This window comes from Mycobacterium sp. 852002-53434_SCH5985345, from assembly GCF_001667155.1.
In the GTDB taxonomy this organism is placed as follows: Bacteria; Actinomycetota; Actinomycetes; order Mycobacteriales; family Mycobacteriaceae; genus Mycobacterium.
The window spans coordinates 82268-103938 of record NZ_LZIE01000048.1 but is presented as its reverse complement, the minus strand read 5'-3'; the positions used below and the strand labels follow the sequence as shown (position 1 = coordinate 103938).

The 21671-nt window shown below is 68.9% G+C and carries 15 protein-coding genes; 8 read left to right on the top strand and 7 right to left on the bottom strand.

The window, feature by feature from the left end; genetic code table 11:
• Positions 1-49: 49 nt before the first annotated feature.
• On the bottom strand, positions 50-724 hold the full coding sequence (locus A5756_RS11065; RefSeq protein ID WP_066952044.1) for an LpqN/LpqT family lipoprotein: 675 nt from the start codon (positions 722-724) through the stop codon (positions 50-52).
• A gap of 188 nt (positions 725-912) precedes the next feature.
• On the opposite strand from A5756_RS11065, the gene A5756_RS11060 reads away from it, so the two are divergent.
• Positions 913-3546, top strand: a complete 2634-nt coding sequence (locus A5756_RS11060) for a GH92 family glycosyl hydrolase (RefSeq protein WP_066952043.1) — start codon at positions 913-915, stop codon at positions 3544-3546.
• A gap of 13 nt (positions 3547-3559) precedes the next feature.
• Here A5756_RS11060 and A5756_RS11055 read toward each other — a convergent pair whose 3' ends face one another.
• Entirely contained in the window at positions 3560-5938 is a 2379-nt protein-coding gene (locus tag A5756_RS11055; RefSeq protein WP_066952042.1) for a lysylphosphatidylglycerol synthase transmembrane domain-containing protein, read from the bottom strand.
• Between the two features lie 161 nt (positions 5939-6099).
• Between A5756_RS11055 and A5756_RS11050 the strand changes: the two genes are divergently transcribed.
• On the top strand, positions 6100-7047 hold the full coding sequence (locus tag A5756_RS11050) for a class I SAM-dependent methyltransferase (protein ID WP_066952064.1): 948 nt from the start codon (positions 6100-6102) through the stop codon (positions 7045-7047).
• Here A5756_RS11050 and A5756_RS11045 read toward each other — a convergent pair.
• A complete protein-coding gene (locus A5756_RS11045) occupies positions 7044-7766 on the bottom strand; it encodes a TVP38/TMEM64 family protein (protein ID WP_066952040.1) in 723 nt (240 codons plus the stop codon). The genes A5756_RS11050 and A5756_RS11045 overlap by 4 nt on opposite strands.
• 110 nt (positions 7767-7876) lie before the next feature.
• On the opposite strand from A5756_RS11045, the gene A5756_RS11040 reads away from it, so the two are divergent.
• Together A5756_RS11040 and A5756_RS11035 are read left to right on the top strand one after the other, a co-directional pair.
• Positions 7877-8995: a DUF2235 domain-containing protein gene (locus tag A5756_RS11040; RefSeq protein ID WP_066952039.1), complete on the top strand. Its 1119-nt coding sequence runs from the start codon at positions 7877-7879 to the stop codon at positions 8993-8995.
• Between the two features lie 12 nt (positions 8996-9007).
• Entirely contained in the window at positions 9008-9568 is a 561-nt protein-coding gene (locus tag A5756_RS11035) for a phospholipase D-like domain-containing protein (RefSeq protein ID WP_066952038.1), read from the top strand.
• On the opposite strand, the gene recD is transcribed toward A5756_RS11035, so the two are convergent.
• The 3 genes from recD to recC are packed head-to-tail and all read right to left on the bottom strand — an operon-like array spanning position 9565 to position 17901.
• Complete coding sequence (recD, locus tag A5756_RS11030; protein ID WP_066952060.1) at positions 9565-11262, bottom strand: exodeoxyribonuclease V subunit alpha; 1698 nt, start codon at positions 11260-11262, stop codon at positions 9565-9567. The two genes, A5756_RS11035 and recD, sit on opposite strands and share 4 nt — an antisense overlap.
• A 26-nt stretch (positions 11263-11288) precedes the next feature.
• Positions 11289-14588, bottom strand: coding sequence for an exodeoxyribonuclease V subunit beta (recB, locus tag A5756_RS11025; RefSeq protein WP_066952062.1), 3300 nt, complete (start codon positions 14586-14588; stop codon positions 11289-11291).
• 13 nt (positions 14589-14601) lie between these two features.
• Entirely contained in the window at positions 14602-17901 is a 3300-nt protein-coding gene (gene recC / locus A5756_RS11020; RefSeq protein WP_066952037.1) for an exodeoxyribonuclease V subunit gamma, read from the bottom strand.
• Positions 17902-18057: 156 nt separating this feature from the next.
• Between recC and A5756_RS11015 the strand changes: the two genes are divergently transcribed.
• The gene (locus tag A5756_RS11015; protein ID WP_066952036.1) at positions 18058-18891 is read left to right on the top strand and encodes a lysophospholipid acyltransferase family protein; all 834 of its coding nucleotides are present in this window, start codon (positions 18058-18060) and stop codon (positions 18889-18891) included.
• Entirely contained in the window at positions 18891-19325 is a 435-nt protein-coding gene (locus A5756_RS11010) for an SRPBCC family protein (RefSeq protein ID WP_066952035.1), read from the top strand. The genes A5756_RS11015 and A5756_RS11010 overlap by 1 nt, the downstream gene beginning before the upstream one ends.
• A 7-nt stretch (positions 19326-19332) precedes the next feature.
• Here A5756_RS11010 and A5756_RS11005 read toward each other — a convergent pair whose 3' ends face one another.
• A complete protein-coding gene (locus tag A5756_RS11005) occupies positions 19333-20199 on the bottom strand; it encodes a cyclopropane mycolic acid synthase family methyltransferase (RefSeq protein WP_066952033.1) in 867 nt (288 codons plus the stop codon).
• Between the two features lie 178 nt (positions 20200-20377).
• On the opposite strand from A5756_RS11005, the gene A5756_RS11000 reads away from it, so the two are divergent.
• Both A5756_RS11000 and A5756_RS10995 read left to right on the top strand, forming a co-directional pair.
• Positions 20378-20893, top strand: coding sequence for a nitroreductase family protein (locus A5756_RS11000; protein WP_066952032.1), 516 nt, complete (start codon positions 20378-20380; stop codon positions 20891-20893).
• 24 nt (positions 20894-20917) lie between these two features.
• The gene (locus A5756_RS10995) at positions 20918-21667 is read left to right on the top strand and encodes a class I SAM-dependent methyltransferase (RefSeq protein WP_066952031.1); all 750 of its coding nucleotides are present in this window, start codon (positions 20918-20920) and stop codon (positions 21665-21667) included.
• The last annotated feature ends 4 nt before the right edge of the window (positions 21668-21671 follow it).

Below are 21671 nucleotides of genomic sequence, written 5' to 3'. Positions count from 1 at the left end.
TGTGTATAAGAGACAGGGGACCCCTCCGCGGCGCCACCACTTCCCTCGCTCAGGGGGTGATGGTGGTCTGGTCGTCGATGACGTTGGCGGCGTCCATCAACGGGCCTTCATCGGTCTGCGGGCCCTCGGCGTTGAGCTGGAGCACGTAGACCGCGCCCTGGCTGGGGATCACCACCGTCTTCTGGGCGATGACGCGGGCGCTGCCGTCCTTCTGGTACGTGCCTTTGAGCTGCCACGCCTGGAAACCGCCGAGCGTGGACGCGGTCCCGTCGCCGCTGCCCTGGTAACCGGGCAGGTTCTGCACCTCGCCCGGGGCGTACTGGATGAGCTTCGCCGGGTCGACGTCGCCGGAGAGCCTGGAGTACAACGCCGAGATGGTGGGCGGATCGGCGGGGTTGGTGGGCTGGGTGAAGACGATGCCGCCGTACGACGTGCCGGCGTTCTGGTTGAGCTGCCAGCCGGCGGGCACCGGCAGGTCGACGTTCGGGCCGGGATCGCCGTGGTGAACGGGCGTCTCGGTGATGTGGTTGTCCTTGACGTAGTCGGCGATGGTGTATTTCGCTTTCGCGGCCGGGGCGGAGCTGGTTGCGGCCGACGTCGTGGACGTTGAGGTGGATGTGGACGTCGAAGTCGACGATTGACTGCCGGATTTGTGGTCGTTGCCGCAACCGACGAGCGCCAAACTCAGCGCTACGGAAATGGTTGCTAGCGTCAAATGTTTCATAATCCAATCTCCCGAAAATGGGGCCGGTACCAGCGCCGGCCACGCCGAAATGACAGTAGCCGAAATGGCCTGCAACTTCGCCGGTATCTTTTGCTCTTTTTGGCGCTAGCGCGAGCGGCCCGTAAATCGTTATCCAATTCGTCTGGAAAACACTCACCCAGAACCGCGTTGTCCAGTAAGAGACAGGTATGCGGTCACGAAGGGCCCTCGTCGCGCTGCTGGCGGCGTCGGTCGTCTTCATGGCGTTCATCGCCGCGGCGCCGCCGCCCATTGCTTACGACGGTGAGCCCGCATTCGTCGCCAACCCGGCCGACCACGTCGCCACGTTGATCGGCACCGGGACGGGCGGCCAGACGGTGGGGGAGATCAACAACTTCCCGGGCGCCGCCGTGCCGTTCGGGATGGTGCAGTACTCGCCCGACACCGTCGGCAACTACGCCGGCTACAACTACGACAACCCGCGCGCAAGCGGGTTCAGCATGACGCACGCCTCGGTGGGTTGCGCCGCATTCGGTGACATCTCGATGTTGCCGACCACCAATGCAATTGGCTCGCAACCATGGAAGGCCTGGGAACGGATCGCGCACGACGACACCGAAAGGGGAGTGCCGGGCTACTACACTGTGCGGTTCCCGGGCACCCGGGTGAAGGCGGAACTCACCGCCACCACGCACACGGGTGTCGGCCGATTCAGCTACCCGCGCAACGGCCGCCCCGCCCTGCTGCACGTGCGCTCCGGGGCGTCGCTGGCGGGCAACTCCCGCGCGACCATCCAGATCGGTGAGGACAAAACCACGATCACCGGCTGGGCGACCAGCGGCGGATTCTGCGGCAAGAACAACACGTACACGGTCTATTTCGCGATGAAGTTCAGCCAGCCATTCGTTTCGTACGGAGCGTGGGATGGCAATGCGGTGTATCCCGGTACCCGCAGCGCGAATTCGCCGTACAGCGGCGGCTACGTGGAATTCCCGGCGGGAGCCGTGCTCGAGGTGCGGACCGCGATCTCCTACGTCGGTATCGACGGAGCGCGGGCCAACCTGGCGGCCGAGGATGGGGCGAGCTTCGACGACGTGCGTGGCGCTGCGTGGAGGATGTGGAACGCCACGCTGTCGCGGATCTCGGTCGCCGGCCGTAATGCCGACGACCTCGAGACGTTTTACACCGCGCTCTATCGATCGTTGCTGCACCCCAACACCTTCAACGACGCGGACGGACGCTACATCGGATTCGACGGCGCCGTGCACACCGTGGCCGCGGGCCACACGCAGTACGCCAACTTCTCCGACTGGGACACCTACCGATGTTTGGCGGCTTTGCAGGCGCTGCTGTTTCCGGACCGGGCAAGCGACATGGCCCAATCGCTGGTGAACGACGCCGAACAGAGCGGAGCGCTGCCACGGTGGGCGCTGGCCAACGCCGCGACCGCGGAGATGAGCGGGGACAGCGTGGTACCGCTCATCGCGAACTTGCACGCCTTCGGTGCCGAGGACTTCGACACCAAGACTGCGCTGCGCTACATGGTGAACGCGGCGACGAAAGGCGGTGTCGGGCTTAACGGTTACGTCGAAAGGCCGGGGATCGACACGTATCTGCAATTCGGTTACGCGCCGTTCTCCTTCGAGTTCCGCACCGATGGCTGGGTCGCCGCCGCGTCGATCACGCTCGAGTGGTCGGTCGACGACTTCACCATCTCGCGGTTCGCCGATTCACTTCCAGACGCGGCGACCGCCGCCGAATTCCAAGGCCGGTCGCAATACTGGCAGAACCTGTTCAACCCGACCACCGGGTACATCTCACCCCGCAACTGGACCACCTTCTTCCGCGCCGGCCCGGCGTTCGTGGTGTCCCCGAAGGATTTCGGCCAGATCGGGTTCGACGAGGGCAACGCCACGCAGTACGTCTGGTGGGTGCCGCACAACGTGGCCGGCCTGGTGACCGCGCTCGGCGGCCGCGAGGCGGTGGCCGGGCGGCTCGACGGCTTCACCAAGAAGCTGAACGTCGGCCCCAACGAGCCCTACCTGTGGGCCGGCAACGAACCCGGCTTCGGGGTGCCGTGGCTGTACAACTACGTCGGTCAACCGTGGAAGGCGCAGCGCACGGTCGACCGGGTGCGTGGGCTGTTCGGACCGACGGCCGACGGGGAGCCGGGCAACGACGATCTGGGCGCGCTGGCCAGCTGGTACGTCTGGGCGGCCCTGGGCCTCTACCCGAGCACGCCGGGAACGTCGATCCTCACCGTGGCCGCACCGATCTTCGACCGTGCCGTGCTCGCGCTCCCCGGCGGCAGAGCCATTCGGATCTCCGCGCCGGGAGCTTCCGGGCCGCGCCACCTCAAATACATCAGCGGCCTGCGTGTCGGCGGCCGGCCCACCGATCACACCTGGTTGCCCGAGTCATTCATCCGCACCGGCGGGGACCTGAGCTTCTCGCTCGTCGCCTATCCGGACAGGACTTGGGGCACAAGCGAATCGTCCGCGCCGCCGTCCTTCGGTGCGGGCAGTTCGGCGGTAACCGTCAACGTCCCCAGCCCCATCGTCACGATCGAGCCGGGCACGACGGGCACCGTGAAAATCGACGCCCAACGCATGATCGGTGATGCCGGCGGCTACACCGTCACCGGCACCGCCTCGGACGTCGGTATCAGCGTGACGCCAGCGACGGGACAGTTCTCCCCGGACGGATCGGCGAGCATCGACGTACCCATCAAGGTCGAACGGTCGGTGGCCCCGGAGTACTACCTGGTGTACTTGACCTCTACGGTCGGCCAAAGCGCGCGCACCTCAACCATTCTCGTGGTCGTGCAGCCTGGAACCGAGTGATCCGGGGCGCGCTTTAGATCATCTCGTTCTTGGTCAACCACCGCATCACCGGCCAGCCGGCGAACACGGGCAGCCAACAGGTGAGCACCCGATACAGCAGAACGGACGGCACACCGATGGCCGCCGGCACCCCGAAGGCGGCCAGGCCACCGATCAGCGCGGCTTCGACGGCCCCGACCCCGCCGGGCGTCGGCGCGGCGGACGCCAGCGTTCCGCCGACCATGGTGACCACGGTGCAGGTGACGAACGAAGCGCCGCCGCCGAATGCTTCGACGCTGGTCCACAGGGCCAGCGCAGCACCCAGAGTCGTTCCCGCGCAGCCGGCTACGATCAGCGCCAGTCGTTTCGGTTCCCGGGCGACCTCGACGAGGTCGGTTGTCACCTCTTTGAGTTTGGGGCGCACGTCGGTGGCCAGCCAGCGTCGCAGGGTGGGGACGAACAGAAAGGTGCCGACAATCCCGAGCGCCAGGCCCGCGATCAGGTAGAGGACCGTGGCGGTGGGGACGAAGTGCGACAGGTTCATCGACGCGCCGGCGACGGTGCTGAACAGGATCAGCAACACGAGGTGCATGATCACCTGCACGGATTGCTGCAGGGCCACCGCCGTGGTGGCCCGCATGGCGGACAGCCCGCCGCCCTTTTGCAGGTACCGTGTGCTCAGCGCGAGGCCGCCCACTCCCGCCGGGGTGGTGGTGGCGGCAAAAGTGTTGGCCACCTGCGCGATTGACAGCCTCCAGAAGTTCACCGTCTCGTCGGCGGACGCCCACAGCGCGGCGGCCGCCCCGACGTAGGTCAGCGCCGAGACCCCCAGGCCCAGCAGCGCCCACCACCAGTTCGCGGTCCTCAGCTGGGAGAAGAACGTGGGCGCGGTGCTGATGAAGGGGTACGCCACATAGACCAGGGCGCCGAAGAGCACCAGCTGAATGATCTGGCCGCGGGTGAATCGGGTGATGGTTTCGGGTTTGATCTGGTCGGCCCCGGTCTGCCGCTTCACCTCCGCGCGGGCGGCCGATATGACGGCGCCCGCATCCGAGATTGACCTGCGAATGGGCCGCGGCACAGCGACTTTCGTCAATCGACGCGACGCGCGCAGGATGGTGTCCCGATCGAACGCCTCGATCGCGGCGGCCACCGCCGCTTTGGGGTCATACAGGGCCGAGGTCGTCACCAGCAGCTGAGCGATATCGGATTGGAGTTGAGCTTCGGTGGCGCCGTATTCGGCGCTGTGAAAGCCGCCGAAGAGCACGGTGCCGTCGTCGACGGTGATTTCGTTGCCTCGCAGGTCGCCATGCGCGATCTGCTGGTCGTTGAGGATCCGCAGGGCTTGCCACACCTGCTGAACCGGCGTGGACTGTGCGCATCGACCGAGCGGAAGGCCATCGGGCGGCTTGTGCGAGTACAGGATCCAGCCCCGATCGAGGGTGGCGACGGCGATCGTCGCGGTGTTGGCCAGGTTCACCTGCCCGACGGCGATCGTCATCAGGGCGCGATGCTCGACGGCGCGGCGCATGGAGGTCACCAGGGGTGCGGTCTCGGTGTCGCGCAGGCGCAGCTTGATCCACAGCTGGCGCAGCGTGCCGCCGCTGCGCTGATGCGGGCCGTAGAGCTCGACGACCGCTGCGCGGTCGGGCTCGTCGCATCCGGCCGAAAGGACGAGCGGGCCGCGGCCGGCCGGCCGGACCACGCTGAGCCGCGAAACCACGAACCCGCGCCTGGCCATCGCGCGCACCGCCGCCTCCAGGGGCACCTCAAGCGCTGGGGTGCCGACCACGAGCACCACCAGCGAGCCGACGAGCCAGCCGACGGCCAGGCCCAACAGGGCGCGGGCCGGCACGATGGCGCTGACGACGAGGTGGATCGGCACGAAGGCCAGCAGCAGCGCCCACCACCAACGCCGCCAGCGCGCGGGCAGCCACGGCCCCGAGACGGTCAGCACCGCCGCCAGCATCCCGATCCAGCGCGGGTCGTCGAGGAACTGCCCCAACACGGTCTGCAGGCGTTCGGAGAGGTCGAAGTGCCAGCGCGGCGCCGAAAACCCGTTGCCGCCCGCCGACAGCGGCAGCGCCGCCAGCAGCGCGGCCGCCGCATACGCCCCGAGCAGTTTCCATTGCCGCCCGACGATAAGGCCGATCAGGATCATGAAGGGCAGGGCCAGGATCGCCAGGCCGTACGCGAGGTACACCAGGTCGGCCTGTCGCGGGGAGAGCACCCCGACGATCTGCGAGATCGACTTTTCCAGCGCGTCCCACTGCGGCCGGGTGATCAGCGAACTGGTGATCACCACGGCGAGGAAGGTCGCGCTCGCGGCCAGCCGCAGGATGTCGTTGGTGCGCCGGGTCAACGGCTGCAGCAAGCTGCCGGAAACGCTGACCTCGCGCCCGTCGACTCGCATGTTGTGCCGATCCTTCGGATCCGTTCGGCGCCGCTGATCGATCCCGCTCGCCGGCTCGCCGACAACTTAACGCCGATACCCGGTTGCGCGACAGCTCCCGCCAACCTGGCGCGCGTAGGGTCGTGTACGTAGGTGAGCTAGCGAAATCGGAGGGCGTGAGCGTGGCCAGAACGGACAACGACACCTGGGAGATCACCGAGAGCGTGGGGGCGACGGCGTTGGGGGTGGCCTCCGCCCGCGCGGCCGAGACGCGCAGCGAGAATCCGTTGATCCGCGATCCCTTTGCGCAGGTTTTCCTCGACGCCGCCGGCGACGGGGTGTGGAACTGGCATTCGGCGCCGCAGCTGCCGGACGAACTCGTCGAGGCCGAACCCGAGTTGCCGCTGCAGATGCAGGCGATGGTCGGCTACATGGCCTCGCGTACCGCGTTTTTCGACGAGTTCTTCCTGGCCGCCACGCGCGCCGGCATCCGGCAGGCGGTGATCCTGGCGGCGGGCCTGGACGCGCGGGCATGGCGGCTGCAATGGCCGGACGGCGGATGCGTCTACGAGTTGGACCAGCCCCGGGTGCTGGACTTCAAATTGTCGACGCTGGCCGAACACGGGGCGCAGCCCGCGTGCCACCGGATCGCCGTCCCGGTCGACCTGCGCCACGATTGGCCGGCGGCGTTGCGGCAGGCCGGGTTCGACCCCTCGGCGCCCAGCGTGTGGTCGGCCGAGGGGCTGATGCCGTACCTGCCTGCGGCCGCACAGGAGCTGCTGTTCGACCGCGTTCATGGGCTGGCCGCCCCCGGCAGCCGGGTGGCCGTGGAGGCGCTGGGTCCGAAGTTCCTCGATCCGGAGTTCCGCGCGAAGCGCCGTGCGCGGATGGACCGGGTCCGCGCCTTGATGGCGCGGGTGGACCCGGCTCGAGAGGTGCCGAGGACCGACGAGCTGTGGTATTTCGAGGAGCGCGAGGACGTCGGTGAGTGGTTCCGCCGCCATGGCTGGAGCGTGACTGTCACCCCGTCCGACAAGCTGATGGCCGGCTATGACCGCGCGGCGCCCAAGGAGGTAGAGGACGCCGTGCCGGGAAACCTGTTCGTGTCCGCCGAGCGAGCGGGAAACTAGCGGCCGTCCGCTTCGGAGTCCTCGCGACGGCCGGCGCGCCAATGCCGGTAGCCGCGGTGTGCGGCGAACGCGCCGACGACGGCGGTGACGCACCAGACCGCGATCGCGGCGTACGCCAGCGGCGACGACCGGTTCCCGATCGAGGCGCCCAGCGCGGTGTAGGCGAACGCTCGCGGGACCGACCCGACAAACGCGCCAATAGCCATCTGCCACAACGGAACTCCGAATGCCCCGAACGCATAGGACGCGAGCGCGTCGGAGATGCCCGGGACGAAGCGCTGACCGACCACCGCCCACAGACCGCGACGTTCGATCAAGGCGTCCATGCGGTCGGTCCGTTTCGGCCCCAACAGCGAACGCGCGCTGTCCCGGCCCGCCCGGCGGCCGATGAGGCTGGCGACCACGGCGGTACCCACGGTCGCGCCGAGCGTCACGAAGACACCCAGTACAGGACCGAACAACAGCCCGCTGGCCGCGGCCAGAATCGAGCCGGGCACGAACAACGCGCCCAGGACGGCCGATACGGCGACGTAGGTCACCGGCGCCGCCGGACCCGTCGCCGACACCACGCGCCGCACCTCCTCGATGTTGATGATTCGCGCGACGGCCACCAGGTAGAACAGCACGAGGAGGAACACGACGAACACGGCGAGCCGCACGATGTGAGTGCGGCGGGAGGCGGGTTGGGCGTCGGGTTGGGAATCGTCGCTGTCGTCCATGCTGACCGCGATTCTTCCGCACCGGCCCGCGAAAGGCGTCACGGCCCGTGCGCCGCCGCCGTAGAGTGCTACGCATCAGGGAGTTGAATACCTGTGAGAGGCCTTCCTCGATGCCCGAGCACCCTGAACCACCGCGGGGCAAGCGGATTGTCGTCTGCCTCGACGGCACCGCCAACCAAATCGGAGCCGGGAATCTCACCAACGTCGCCAAGCTCTTCGAGATGCTGGAGAAGGACGATCCGGCCGGCCAGCTCGCCTACTACGACCCCGGCGTCGGCACCCTGGCGCCGGCATCGGCGCATTGTTCGCTGTCGCGCGCCAAGGACTTACTGTTCGAGCAGGCATTCGGCCTGGGGCTGAAAGGCAATGTCGCACAGGCCTACCGCTACGTGATGCAGCATTGGCGCCCGGGCGACGCGCTCTACATCTTCGGATTCAGCCGCGGCGCCTACACCGCGCGTGCGTTGGCCGGCATGCTGCTGCGGCCGGGTTTGATGCGGCCCGGCTCGGAGAACCTGCTGCCCTATGCGGTCGAAAAGTACGCCATCAATCGGTATTTCACTCAGGACGAGTATGCCCACTGGGCCGAGTTCGCCCGCGCATTCTGCTGGCGCACCGAGGGCGAGCCGCTGTTTTCCACTGTTCGGCAGAACAGCCCGAGTCAGGTGTGGCATCACGCGGTGCCGGTGGCGTATCTCGGCCTGTGGGACACCGTCAAGGCGGCCGGTTTCCTGAGGTTGGGTAACCTGCGCTGGCCCTACACCCGCTCGCTGCCCAACGTGGCGCGCATTCGCCACGCTGTCTCGATCGACGAACGTCGCCGCCCCTACCGGGAGTACCTCGTCGAGCGCCATCCGCAGGGACTTCAGGAACGCTGGTTCGCCGGCGTGCACGCCGATGTCGGCGGCACGTTCATGCCCGATCACCGGCTTGCCACGATCGCGTTGAAGTGGGTCACCGACGGGATCGTCGGCGAACTGGCGATCGACCCGGCGGCCTACCGGCAGCAGTGCGCGGTGACCGAAGACTTCGCGGACGCGCCGATCCACGACAACGGCAAATTGTGGTACCTCCTCGGTCGCCGGCGGAGGCCGATGGGCCCCGACGCGCTGGTGCACCCGAGCGTCCTTGTGCGCCGTCGCGACAACCCGGGCTACCTACCGAATCTGACCGACGAAGCGCAACGGCTCAGCGCCGACCCGGCCGACTGGACCTCCCCCGCGTTGTAAAGGAGAAACGCCATGGCGCTCAGTTCGCTGACCACTCTCGACCAGTACAAAGCCGCGCCGTTTCCGCCCGGCTATCCCGACAACACGCGAACGTTCTACAGCCCGGTCGACCGTGTGCATGAGGCGCTCAAGGATTTGTTGACGTCGGCCGACAAGAGCATCGTGGTCGCGATGTATGGCTACGATGACACCGAACTGAATTCGGTGCTGCAGTCGTCGCTGAACGACGAAAAGATCTATGTGCAAATGAGTCTCGACTCCACTCAAGCCGCGGGCAAGTCCGAGCGTGCTCTGCTTGCCCCGTGGCTCAACGACAAGACCGGCAACAGCATCGCGATCGGTCACAGCGAGAAGTCGGCGATCATGCACCTGAAGATGGTGATCATCGACGGCGTCGACGTCATCACCGGTTCGACCAACTGGTCCACCGGCGGAGAGTCCAAGCAGGACAACCAGCTCACCGTGATCCGGGACCCGTACGTGTGCGCGGAAGCCCGGTCGCGGATCGACATCATTCACGACGGCATGCTCAAGCAGATGGCGGCCAAGGCGCAATCCGGCGGCGCGCCCTAGGTGACATCGCCCTGACTTGAGGCGCGCAGCCGCTGTGCCAGTCCGGTCGCGCGCACGGCGCGGCGCTCGATGGCCGCGCGCACGGAATCCTCGGAACCTGCCACCCGGACCTTGGTCTTCGCCCGCGTCACGGCCGTGTAGAACAATTCGCGGGTCAGCAGCCGCGAATCCTCCGGCGGCATCAGCACCGTCACCTCGTCGGCCTGGCTGCCCTGGCTCTTGTGGATCGTCATCGCATGCATGGTCTCGATGTCGGTGAGCCGGCTGGTCGCGAAGCTCAGCGCCCCGCCGGCGCCGGCGATGACGGCCCGAAGCCCGTCGCTGCCGACAACGACCACCCCGGCATCCCCGTTATAGACCTTGAGCCCATAGTCGTTGGCGGTCACCAGGACTGGCCGACCGGCATACCACGGCGACGATATGGGCTGACCCGTCTCGTCGGCGAGCCAGCGCTCCACCTGCCGGTTCCAGTGCGACACCCCGTACGGCCCGTGCCGGTGCGCGCACAACAGCCGGTGCTCGTCGAGCGTCGCCAACGCCGCCCCGGTGGCGCCGAGCACCGCGGCCTCCCGCACCCTCAGCGCGTGCGGAACCAGGACCGCGCGCAGCCGGTCGGTCGGCCCGTCGGAGTCGACCCACTCGACGTGGTCGCCGCCGGCCCGCAGCAACTCCAGCACGCGGTCGGCATCGCCGACCCGGATCGCTTCGGCCAGCGCACCGATCGACTCGCCGAAGCGATGCGGCGTGCGCAGGGCCGCGACCCGCACGTCGTCGCGGGTGGCGAGCCCGTCCACCAGATCGGCCAGCACCGCGCCGGCTTCCACCGAGGCGAGCTGGTCGGGATCGCCCACCAGGATCAGCCGCGTATCGGGCCGTACCGCCTCCAGGAGGCGGGCCATCATCGTCAGCGACACCATCGACGTCTCGTCCACGACGATGACGTCGTGCGGCAGCCGGTTGCCGCGATTGTGCTTGAATCGCACCGACGTATCCGGCCGCGAGCCCAGCAGCCGATGCAGCGTCGTCGCCGGCAGGCCCATCAGGCGCGCCCGGTCCGCGGCGTCCAGCCGCTGCACCTCGGCGGCCACCGCCTCGGCGAGCCGCGCCGCCGCCTTGCCGGTCGGCGCGGCCAGCGCGATCCGGGGCCGCGGGCGGCCACCAAGCTCGGCCTGCCCGGCCAGCACGGCAAGCAGCCGCGCCACCGTGGTGGTCTTGCCGGTGCCCGGCCCGCCCGTCAGCACGGTAACCGCTTGCGAGACCGCGATTTCGGCGGCCGCGCGTTGCTCGTCATATCCGGGTGGAAAGAGCCGCTCGAGGGCGGACGCATCGCCTTTCGCCCGGGGAACGGAGAGCGCGAGCAGGTCGGCGCACACCTGCTCCTCCTCGAGCCAGTACCGGTCCAGGTACACCAGTTCCCCGAACAGCCGCAGCACCGGCGGAGAGCCGAGCAGCGGACTGCACCGCACGGCGGCCATCCACTCGTCGGCATCGGGCCAGGGCAGGTCCGCATCGCCGACTTGCGCGGCAACCGCCCGCAGGTCCACGCACACCGACCCGCCCCGCAGCGCGCGCACCAGCAGCGCGACCGCCAGGGCCACCCGCTCGTCGGGCTCGCCTGCGAGCGTCGTAAGCCGCCGCGCCACATGGACATCGGCGGCCTCGAAGACGCCGGCCTCGGTGTACGTGCGCAGCATGCCCTCGGCGGCGATCGTCTCCAGCGTCAAGCGACCGCCCTCCCGTCGAGCAGGTCCGACAATTCGGCTACCAACGACGACGGCGGCCGCCAGCTGAACACCCCCGCGGGGTGACCGTCGGCCACGGGTGTGGCCGCGCCGCACATCCCGCGCACGAAGAGGTAGAGGACCCCGCCCAGATGCCGGGCCGGGTCGTAGTCGGGCAGCCGCCACCGCAGGAACCGGTGCAGCACAACGCTGTACAGCAGCGCCTGCAGCGGGTAGTCCGAGTGCAGCATCGCCTCGACCAGCCGTGGCCGCTCGTAATCGGCGGACGTCAGCGGCCGGTCGGGATCGCCGAGCCAGTTGGTTTTGTAGTCGACCACCAGATAGCGGTGCGCCGCGCCGTCGGGCACGCGCAGCACGGCGTCGACGGAGCCGGTGAGATAGCCGCGCAACGGCTGATCACCAAGGGGGCGGCTGATCAACCGATCGGCATAGGACGCCAGCGCGTCGTCGGCCGGAAGGTGCGCGCGCAGTAGCGCGCCCATGTCCGCCAGACGGATCTCGGGCGAGGTCGAGCGTAGATCGCCGCCTACCAGCGGGAATTCGAAGTCCAACTCGCGCAACCGATCCCGGAGCCCGATCCGGCGCAGGGTCAGATCACCGGCCAGCGGACCCAACGGCGTGTCGTGCATGGGTACCATGGCCGCCGCCAGCACATCCGGGGGCACGTCGACCGGCCACCACACCGAGTGGCCGCGGATGTGCGACTCCAACTCGGCGGCCAGGTCGGTGGCCAACGGGTCGGTCGTCTCCAGCACGGCGTGCACCAGCGTGCCGAACTTCGCGCCCATCGGCAGGTCCGCCATCGGCGACGGCACTTCCGGCCCGGATACGGTCTGGGCCAACGGAATATCACCGGCTTCGTCGTCCAGTTCGGTGACCTCCGGCTCGCTGCTCACCCCGATCGACCCGAAGGTCTCCGCCACCCGGATCAGGCCGGAGTACGAGGTGCGTCGCCACCCCGTGTCGATGCCGCGGTGAAAGTGGCGGCTGTCCAGGCCGGACGGCACCGGCTCGGGCGGCACGGACGGCGCCGCGCCCACCACCGACCGCTCGATCACCGGACCGCCCGCCGCCTCCCATTCGCGCAATCGGGCCATCGCGTCGTCGTCGGAGATCTTGGCCGGTTCGCATCGGTCGGGTACGAAGGCCTCTCCCGGTCGGCGGCCGCGCAGGAGCCGCGACAGTCCGCCGTTGGGCTCGTCGAATGCCGGCGACCACCACGCCACGACCTGCGCCTGGGCGCGGGTCAGCGCGACATAGGTCAGCCGGCTGTCGTCGCTGGCGTCCTCCTGGCGGCCCAGCCTCTCGACGGTGTGGAAGTCCGGACTGTCCTTCCCGCCGATGTGCAGGCAGCGCACGCCCTCGTCATGGAAGAGCACCACATCGCGGTCCTGGGTATTGCGGTTGAACGCGAACGGCAGATACACGATCGGGTATTGCAGGCCCTTGCTCACGAAGACCGTCATGACCTGCACGGCCGCCGCGTCACTGTCCAGGCGCCGGTTGCGTTCGGGCGCGCCGCCGCGTTCGTCGCGCCGCCTGCGCAGCCAGTCGCGGAGCGCGGGCAGGCTGGAGCGCTCCCGGTGCGCGACCTCCTGCAGCAACTGCGCGATGTGTGCCAGGTCGGTCATGTGGCGTTCGCCGCCGTGGGCGGACAGCACGCGATCGCCGACGCCCGACAGCTGCGCGGCCTCGAAGATGGCCGCAACGCCGCGTTCGCGCGCGTGACCGGCCCACTCCCGCAACGTTTCCGCGACCCGGTCGGTCAGGGCGTCACCGCCGGCCGCCAACGATTCCGCGGTCTCGCCGAAGAACATCGTCGCCGCCGCGGCGCGCACCATGCCGGGCCGGTGCGGTTGGTCGAACGCCTCCAGCAGGCAGAGCCAGTCCTCGGCGGCGTCCGAGGAGAACACGTCGGAGTCGCCCGTGTATACCGCCGGAACGCCCGCGTCGCAGAGCGCCTTGAAGCAGGCGGCGGCGTCCTTGTGCTTCTCCACGATCACGGCGATGTCGCGGGCCTGCAGCGGCTCGCTGTCGAACTTGGCGCCGCTCGCCAGCAATGCGCGGACGTCGGCCGCCAGGTCGGTGCCGATGTGCGCCCGCAACTCGTCGATGGGCAGGTTTTGAACCCCGCGACGGCCCAACGTTTCTCGTTGCACCACCCGCAACCGGAACGGGTCATTGCGCGGGGCTCCGGCGAGCCGGTGACCCCGGTGGTAGGCGTCGACCTCGTCCACCACGATCGCGGGGTCGCCGAGTTGGGCGCCGCGCAGCACCACCTGCAGCCGATCGATGAGGGCCGAGTCGCTGCGCCAATTGACGGCCAGCGTCTTCTTCTCACCCGCCGTCTCGGCCGCCCGCAGATACGTCACGATGTCGCCGCCGCGAAACGCGTAGATGGCCTGCTTGGGATCGCCGATGAGGATCACCGTCGAGCGCCCGCTGAACGCGCGGTCGATCACCTGCCACTGCACCGGGTCGGTGTCCTGGAACTCGTCGACCATGACGATCGGCCAGCGGTGATGCATGCGGACCCGCGCGGGGGAGTCGTCGGTGGCCAGCGCATCGGCGAGCCGGCTCAGCAGGTCGTCGTAGTCGAGGACCCCCAGCCGCCGCTTGCGCGTGTCGAGTTCCGCGAGAACGTCTTTCGCGAAGGTTACGCACACGGCCGCCCGCGAGCCGGGCTCGGGGTCGCGCGGCCGCAGCTGCGCCGAGGGATTCCTGACGACCTCGCGAGCCAGCCGGAGCGCCTCCCGGTAACCCAGCGCCGGATCCTCGCGCTCCTGTCCGAAGTGCGCGAGGTAGAGGTCGTCGACGATCTCCACGATCAGCTCGTCGAGGCTCTCCAGCAGCGTCACGTTCGCGGCGGTGTCGCCGGCCACGCCCAGCGACTTCAACACCAGCTGGCAGAACTGGTGCGTGGTGGCGATCGTCGCCGCATCGAAGCGCGCCAGCGCGTCGCGGAGGCGCTGCTTGCGCACCGCGCGCTGCTCGTCGGTGCCCTCCAGAAGATGAGCCACCAACTCATTGGCGCCGGCACCGTCGTCGAAAGCGGCCACCGCCTCGACCATTTGGCCGCGCACGCGCTCCCGCAGCTCCTGGCTGGCGGCCCGGCCGAACGTGATGAGCAACATCTGGTCCAGCGTCGCCACGCCCTCGGCGACGTAGCGGGTGACCAGGCCCGCCAGCGCGAACGTCTTGCCGGTGCCCGCGCTGGCCTGCAACACGGTGGTGGACCGATCGGCGGGCAGCGGCCCGAGCAGGTCGAACCGCTCGATCACCGGCCTCATCTCAAGGCTTCCTTTCGGCACGCAGCATCGGCAGCCAAACCCGGGCGGCGTACGCGCCCAGCCGGGTGTCTTCGCCGTCGTGCTCCTCACCCGGGCGCGGCGGCCCCATCAGTTCGGTCAGCCGCGCGTTCTTGCCCCACGCGCGCACGTGTGCGGGTGCGGAGTCCTCCGCGGGATACCGCTCGCTGGATTTCCACCGGTATTGCGCCTCGCGCAGCGGATCGTCGCCGCAGTGCCGGGCGGCCGCCCATGCATAGGATGTCTTGATGGGCAACGGAATCGGCTCCCGGCGCCCGGCGTCGTAGATCGTCACCAGCTCACGCAGCACCGCCAGGGCGTCCTCGTGTGGCCGCCCGAGACCCTCCACACGCGGGGTGGTGCCCCTCTTGAGGCGGCCGATGCACACCGCCGACCAGTCGCGGTCGGGGTCGTGAGCGATCAACGCCAGCAAGGGAATCCACGACTCGAGCAGATGCTTGCCGTCCAGCTTGGAGTAGGTCACCGACACCAGCCGCTCCGCGTACACCGGCGCCACCGTGCCCGTGAGCCGCCGTCCGGAGCCGAGATCGATGTCGACGTCGTACGCGCGGGCGTCGGCCCGCCGGTGCTGCTGCGCGGCGGCCGCCAGCAGGGCGGCCTGATCGCGAATCTCGGTTGCCCTGCGCCAGCCCAGTTGTCCCGGTGGCAGGGTCCCCCGCCGCCATTCGGCCTGCCGGGCGTCGTCCGGTGTCCACCCGCGCAGGATGTCGCTAAGCATCCGGTCGCCGACCGTCCACTCCTCGAGGCCGTCGAGGTCGACGGGCATAGCGTCCTGCACGCCATCGACATCCCGCGGCAGCGTGAACTCCAGGGCGCGGAAGAAGCCCTTGACCGGGTCCTTGAAGAAGCTCACGAGGTCGGCGAGGATGACGTCCTCGGCCGGCGGTGCCGGCAGCGGTCCCGAAATGAACTTGGGCGCTTCGCCGCGATCGCCCGCGGCGGCCCGCGCCGCCCGCAGCACGGTCGGGTCGAAGCTGAAGGGAACCTTCGGCACCAGCTTTCCCGGGATCACGTTGCGAACGTCGAAGGGCTGCAACGGATGCTCGACGACGATGCGCCCGCGAACCTTGCCCGTCTTCTCGCTCGACGCGGTCATGTCCAGGGTGTCCAGGAGCTCGGCCAGCGGCACCGCGGGCGGGCGCGGCTGGCCCGAGTACTCGTTGGCGCCGGTGTAGGTGATCACCAGCTTCTCGGTGGCCGCGCCGATGGCGTCCAGCAGCAATTGCCGGTCCTCCGAACGGATGTCACGTTCGCCGGTCATCGGGTCGCGGGCCAGCGCGTCGTCGCCGTCGACGACGCCGAGCCGTGGGAACACGCCGTCGTCGAGGCCCACCAGGCACACCACCCGGTGCGGCACCGAGCGCATCGGGACCATGGTGCAGACCGTCAGCGTGCCGCTGCGGAAGTTGGTCCGTGTCGGGCGCCCGGCGAGGCGCCCCTCGAGCAGTGCCCGGATGTCGGGCAGCCGCAGCATCGTGCCGGCGTGCGGTCCGGCGTCGGCCAGCGTCGAGGCGAACTCCCGCTGCATCTGACTGGTCTGCCACAGGTCCGAATCGTCGATGCGCGTCAGCAGCTCGATACCGTCAGCCAGCGCAGCCAACCAGTCGCGCAACGGCCGCGCGCCGGTGAGCGAGTCGACCGTATGTTGCAGCCGTTCCACGAATTCGGCGAACTGGCCGGCCAATTGGACGCGGTTGCTGCTGACATCGTCGAGGGGCAATGTCGCGTCCAGCCAGGCGTGCGAGTCGTCGGACATCGCGACGCCGGCCAGCACCCGGTCGATGCCGAAACGCCAAGTGTTGTGCACGAAGTCGACGTGGTACGGGCGCCGATGCTCCTGGTCGAACCCCCACCGGATGTTGGCCTGCCGGACCCAGCGGGTGATGGCCTCCAGGTCGTCGTCGGTGAAATCGAAGCGGGCGCGCACGGGCGCCACCTCGGCGAAGTCGAGCACCTCGCTGGCCGTCACCCGGCTGCCGGCCAGCGCCAGCAACCGCGAGGCCACGCCGAGCAGCGGATTGGTCTGCAGCGGAGAGCGATCCGCGAGCCGCACCCGCAACCGATGCGCGGGATGCGCGCCGTGCACCACGTCGCCCAGCCCGAAATCGGCGACGATCAGCGGCGCGTACGTCTCGATGTCCGGGCACATCACCAGGATGTCGCGCGGCTCCAGCGTCGGGTCGTCCTGCAGCAGGCCGAGCAACACCTCGCGCAGCACGTCGACCTGGCGTGCCGGGCCGTGGCAGTTGTGTACCTGCACGGAGCGGTCATCGTCCGCGAGGTTACGCCCTTGCGGCCGAACGGCATTCGCGGCGATGTCGGACTGCAGCCAGCCGAGCAGCGTGTCGGGACGTTCCGGCGCGGGGAGATGCTCGTCGGTCTGCGGATCGGCGGCCAGGCCGCGCTGAAGTTCACGCAGGTCCCGCCCGAGCGTGGCCAGCAGCGGATGGCCCACGGTGCGATGGCCGGTGTCCGCGCGGCGGGGGATGGCACCCCGGGCGCCGGCCAGCGCGCGCCACGATTGGTCGCTGGGATGCGGCAGCCACAGGTGCAACTCGTGGTGGGCGGACAACGCGTCCAGCAGCTCCACGTCGGTGCACGCCAACCGGGTATGGCCGAACAGGGACAGCCGCGCCGGCAGGTCGGCCCGGCCTTCGCGCAACCCGGCGAGGGTCTTCTGGTGGCGGATGTGCGGGGGATCGGCGGGCACGGCGGCCACCAGTGCCCGCCAGAGCTCCGGTTGCCAGGCCAGGTCGGGGTCGATGCCACTCGGATCGCCCGCCAGCCAATCGGCCAGCAGGCTCGGACGTTGCCTGGCGTAGGAGGCGAACAGGCCGGCGAGCCGGCGCGCCACCGAATAGCGGCGGCCGCGGCGCAGCTCGGCCTCCGCCTCCGTCGGCGCGAAGTGGCCCAAATGCGTTGCCAGGGTGCGGCACCACGGCTGATCCGACGAGCGGTCGATCACCTGCAGCAGCGGCCAGGCCATCGCGTCCGGTGACCACGGATCCTCGTCCCCCGTGCCGGTGAGTTCGGCGATCAGGGAGCCGGGGCTACGGAATACCACTCCGGCGCACACGCCGTCACCGCCCCGGGCACGACCGAGCACATGCGAGAGCCGCTGGCTGAGCCAGCGCTCCACGCCGCGTGCGGGCACCAGCACCAGTTCTTCGGCGAACGGGTCGGTCTGCGGATTTGCCAGCAGGGCGCCGAGACCGTCGGCAAGGAGATCGGTGCGTTCGGCACGGTGGAGATGAAGCGCCATTGCGGTGCAACGATAGACCCCAGCACCGACACCGCGAGGCGGGACGGCCATCGAGGTCGCCTACGGCCGCGATCACCGGCGGTGGTGACCCATCGCCCGCCGCGATAGCGACGAAAGGCCCTGCACCGGCCGGCTCCGCTGTGCCAGGCTGAAACCATGGCCGGCGTCGCGGATGCCATCGGGTGGGTGGGTAGGCAGATCGGGGACCGCGTTCCCAAGGCGGACCTGGATCAGCGCGACCCAGACTTCATCCGAGACCAGCTGCCCGGCACCTGGCTGGTGGCGTCGCTGTATTTCCGGGCCGACGTTCGCAGGCTCGACCGCATCCCGGCGCACGGCCCGGTGCTGCTGGTCGGCAACCACAGCGGCGGCAACGTCCCGCCCGACACCTTCGTTTTCACCCTGGCGTTCTGCTCGTACTTCGGCGTGGAGCGCCCGTTCTATCAGCTCGCGCACAACCTGGTCACCCTCTACCCCCCGCTGCGCTGGTTGCGCAAATTCGGGACCGTGGCGGCCAGCCCCGAAAACGCCCGTCTCGCTTTGGAATCCGGCGCCGCCGTGCTGGTGTACCCGGGCGGCGACTACGAGGTATTCCGCCCGTCCTGGCAGCGACACGTCGTCGACTTCGGTGGCCGCAAAGGCTTCGTGCGGCTCGCCCGGGAAACCGGCGTGCCGATCGTTCCGGTGGCCAGCGTCGGCGGCCAGGAGACGGCATTCTTCCTCGGCCGCGCGCAGTGGCTGGCCAAACTGTTGCTGCTCGACAAGGTGGTCCGGCTCAAGAGTGTGCCGATCTCGCTGGCGCTGCCGTGGGGCCTCAACGTCAGCGACCTGCTCGGGCACATCCCGTTGCCCGCCAAGATCGTCATCGAGGTCCAGGAGCCGATCACGGTGCACGACGACGACCAGGCGGTGTACGACGCGGTGATCGCCAGCCTGCAGGCCGGTGTCGACCGGCTCGCCGCCGAACGCCGATTGCCGGTGATCGGCTGATGCGCGTCGAACGGCGGATCGTCGTCAATGCGGACCGCGACACCGTGTGGAAGGTGCTCAGCGACCCGGATCGCTACCCGTCGTTCCTGCCGCACCTGGAGCGCTGGGAGACCCTGACCGATGGCCCGGCGCGGGTGGGCGCCCGCTACACCGTGCTGTGGAAGATCGGCTCGATCCCCGTGGGCGGCATCGCCGAAGTGGTGGAGTTCGATGCGGCGCGGGATCTGGCCTGGATCAACATCACCGGCGTCACACAGCGGGGCCGGTTCCGGTTGCGCGACGCCGGGCCGGACCGAACCCGGGTGACATTTCGGCTCGCCTACAGCTCGGAGGGCGGGTTGCTCGGCCTGATCGCCGATCGGGTGGCGGCGTTCTGGGTCGGTCGTTCCCTGGACGAGAGCCTGAAAAACCTTCGGCGCCTTGTCGAGTCGTGACCCGCGCCTACTTGGCCAGGGTGAACTGATTGATATCGATGTAGCCGTCCCGGAAAGCCTTGGCGCAACCGGTCAGATACCTCATGTATCGCTGATACACCTCTTCGGACTGGATCGCGACAGCCTCGCTGTGGTGTGCCTCGAGCGCCGCGGCCCACAGATCGAGCGTCCGCGCGTAGTGCAGCTGCAGCGACTGCCTGCGGACCAGGTTGAAGCCCATCTTCGAGGCGTGGAACTCCACCATCTCGATCGGCGGCAACTGGCCGCCCGGGAAGATCTCGGTGGCGATGAAGTTGTTGAAGCTGGTCTGCTCCTCGGTCATCGGCAGGCCGCGTTCGAGGATCTGCTCCGGGGTGAACATGGTGATCGTGTGCAGCAGCATCACCCCGTCGTCGGGCAGCACCCGGAAGGCCGTCTGGAAGAAATCGTCGTACCGGTCGTACCCGAAGTGCTCGAAGGCGCCGATGGAGACGATCCGGTCGACGGGCTCGTCGAACTGCTCCCAGCCCTGCAGCAGCACCCGCCTGCTGTGGGTGGTGTTCATGGCGTCGAACATCTTCTGCACATGGGCGGCCTGGTGCTCGGACAGCGTCAAGCCGACGACGTCGACGTCGTATTTCTCGATCGCGCGGCGCATGGTGCCGCCCCAGCCGCAGCCCACGTCCAACAGCGTCATGCCGGGCCGCAGGCCGAGCTTGCCGAGTGCCAGGTCCATCTTGCGGAGCTGCGCCTCTTCGAGCGGGATATCTCGCATGCGATCGAAGTAGGCGCAGCTGTAGGTCATGGTGGGGTCGAGGAACAGCCGGAAGAAGTCGTCGGACAGGTCGTAGTGCGCCTGGACGTCCTCGAAGTGCGGCGTCAGGTTTTCCGTCATACCAGCTACGCGCCTTTCTGAATCCGGGGCCATTCAGCTGTACACGAGTGGGCTGCTCAGCTGGTTCACCCCTGGCTTCCCGCAATTGCCGGAATCAAACTTCGGCGCGCGTATGCGGGGAATTCCGACGAGGCTACCCCCGTTTACCGGGAGTCGGCTGGAAAACGAGGAGGAACAAATGGAGGCTTGGGACGCGATCCGCGCCCGGCGCAACGTCCGGCAGTACAAACCGGACGCGATTTCCGAAGACGACCTCAACCGCATCGCCGAGGCCGGGTGGCGCGCGCCGTCGGCGAAGAACCGCCAGCCGTGGGACTTCGTGATCGTCACGGACCGGGCGCAACTGCAGGAACTGTCGACCGTCTGGCAGGGCGCGGGGCACATCGCCGCCGCGGCGGCGGCGATTGCCATCGTGGTGCCCGTGCCGCCCGACGAGCGCCGGGTGGTGACCGACAATTACGACGTCGGGCAGGCCACGATGGCGATGATGATCGCGGCCACGGACCTGGGAATCGGGACCGGGCATTCGTCAGTGGGGGACCAGGAGAAGGCGCGAACCATCCTGGGTGTCCCCGAGGACCGGCTGGTGGCCTTCCTGCTCGGCGTCGGCTATCCCGCCGACCGCCCGCTCACCCCGATCCGCACACCGAACCGGCGGCCGTTCGACGAGGTCGTCCACCACGGTCGTTGGTGAGAAAGCGGTCTTAAGCTCTTCATCGTGGATGACCACCGGGGCGACTACGGAATCGACGGCTCGTTTCACACCGTCTCGGCGCGCTGGCAGGCGATGGGCATCGCCGCGCAGACCGCGGCCCTGGCCGGGTGGGCCGCTATCAACTGGGCGCGCGGCAAGCGGGTGAGGGCGGCGCTGGCAGCGATCTCGGCCGTCGGGATCGCTTCTGGCGCAGCGCTTTACACATACGCGACGCGGGTGGGCAAGTTCGTCGTGTGGGACCGGGTGCTGGGCGACCTCGGGCTGCGGGGTGACGAAACGGTGCTCGACCTCGGCTGCGGGCGGGGCGCGGTGCTGCTCGCCGCGGCCAAGCGGTTGCCGGGGGGCCGGGCGATCGGGGTCGATCTGTGGCACGCCGACCAGACTGACAACTCCCCGGACGCCACCTTGGCGAACGCGGCGCTGGAGCACGTCGCCGATCGCGTCGAGGTGCACACCGCCGACATGACCGCCCTGCCCCTGGCCGACGACAGCGTCGACGTAATCGTCAGCAACCTGGCCATCCACAACATCGCGACACACGCCGGCCGGCGCAAGGCTCTCGACGAAGCGGTCCGGGTGCTGCGCCCGGGTGGGCGGCTGGCCATCGCGGACCTGTGGGAGACGCGCCGGCATGCCGCGCACCTACGGGAACTGGGTTGGCGAAACGTGCGGCGCCGCAACCTCGGATGGCGCATGTACTACGGCGGCCCGTGGTTTTCCACCCGCCTGGTCACCGCGACGAAACCGGGGTGAGGAC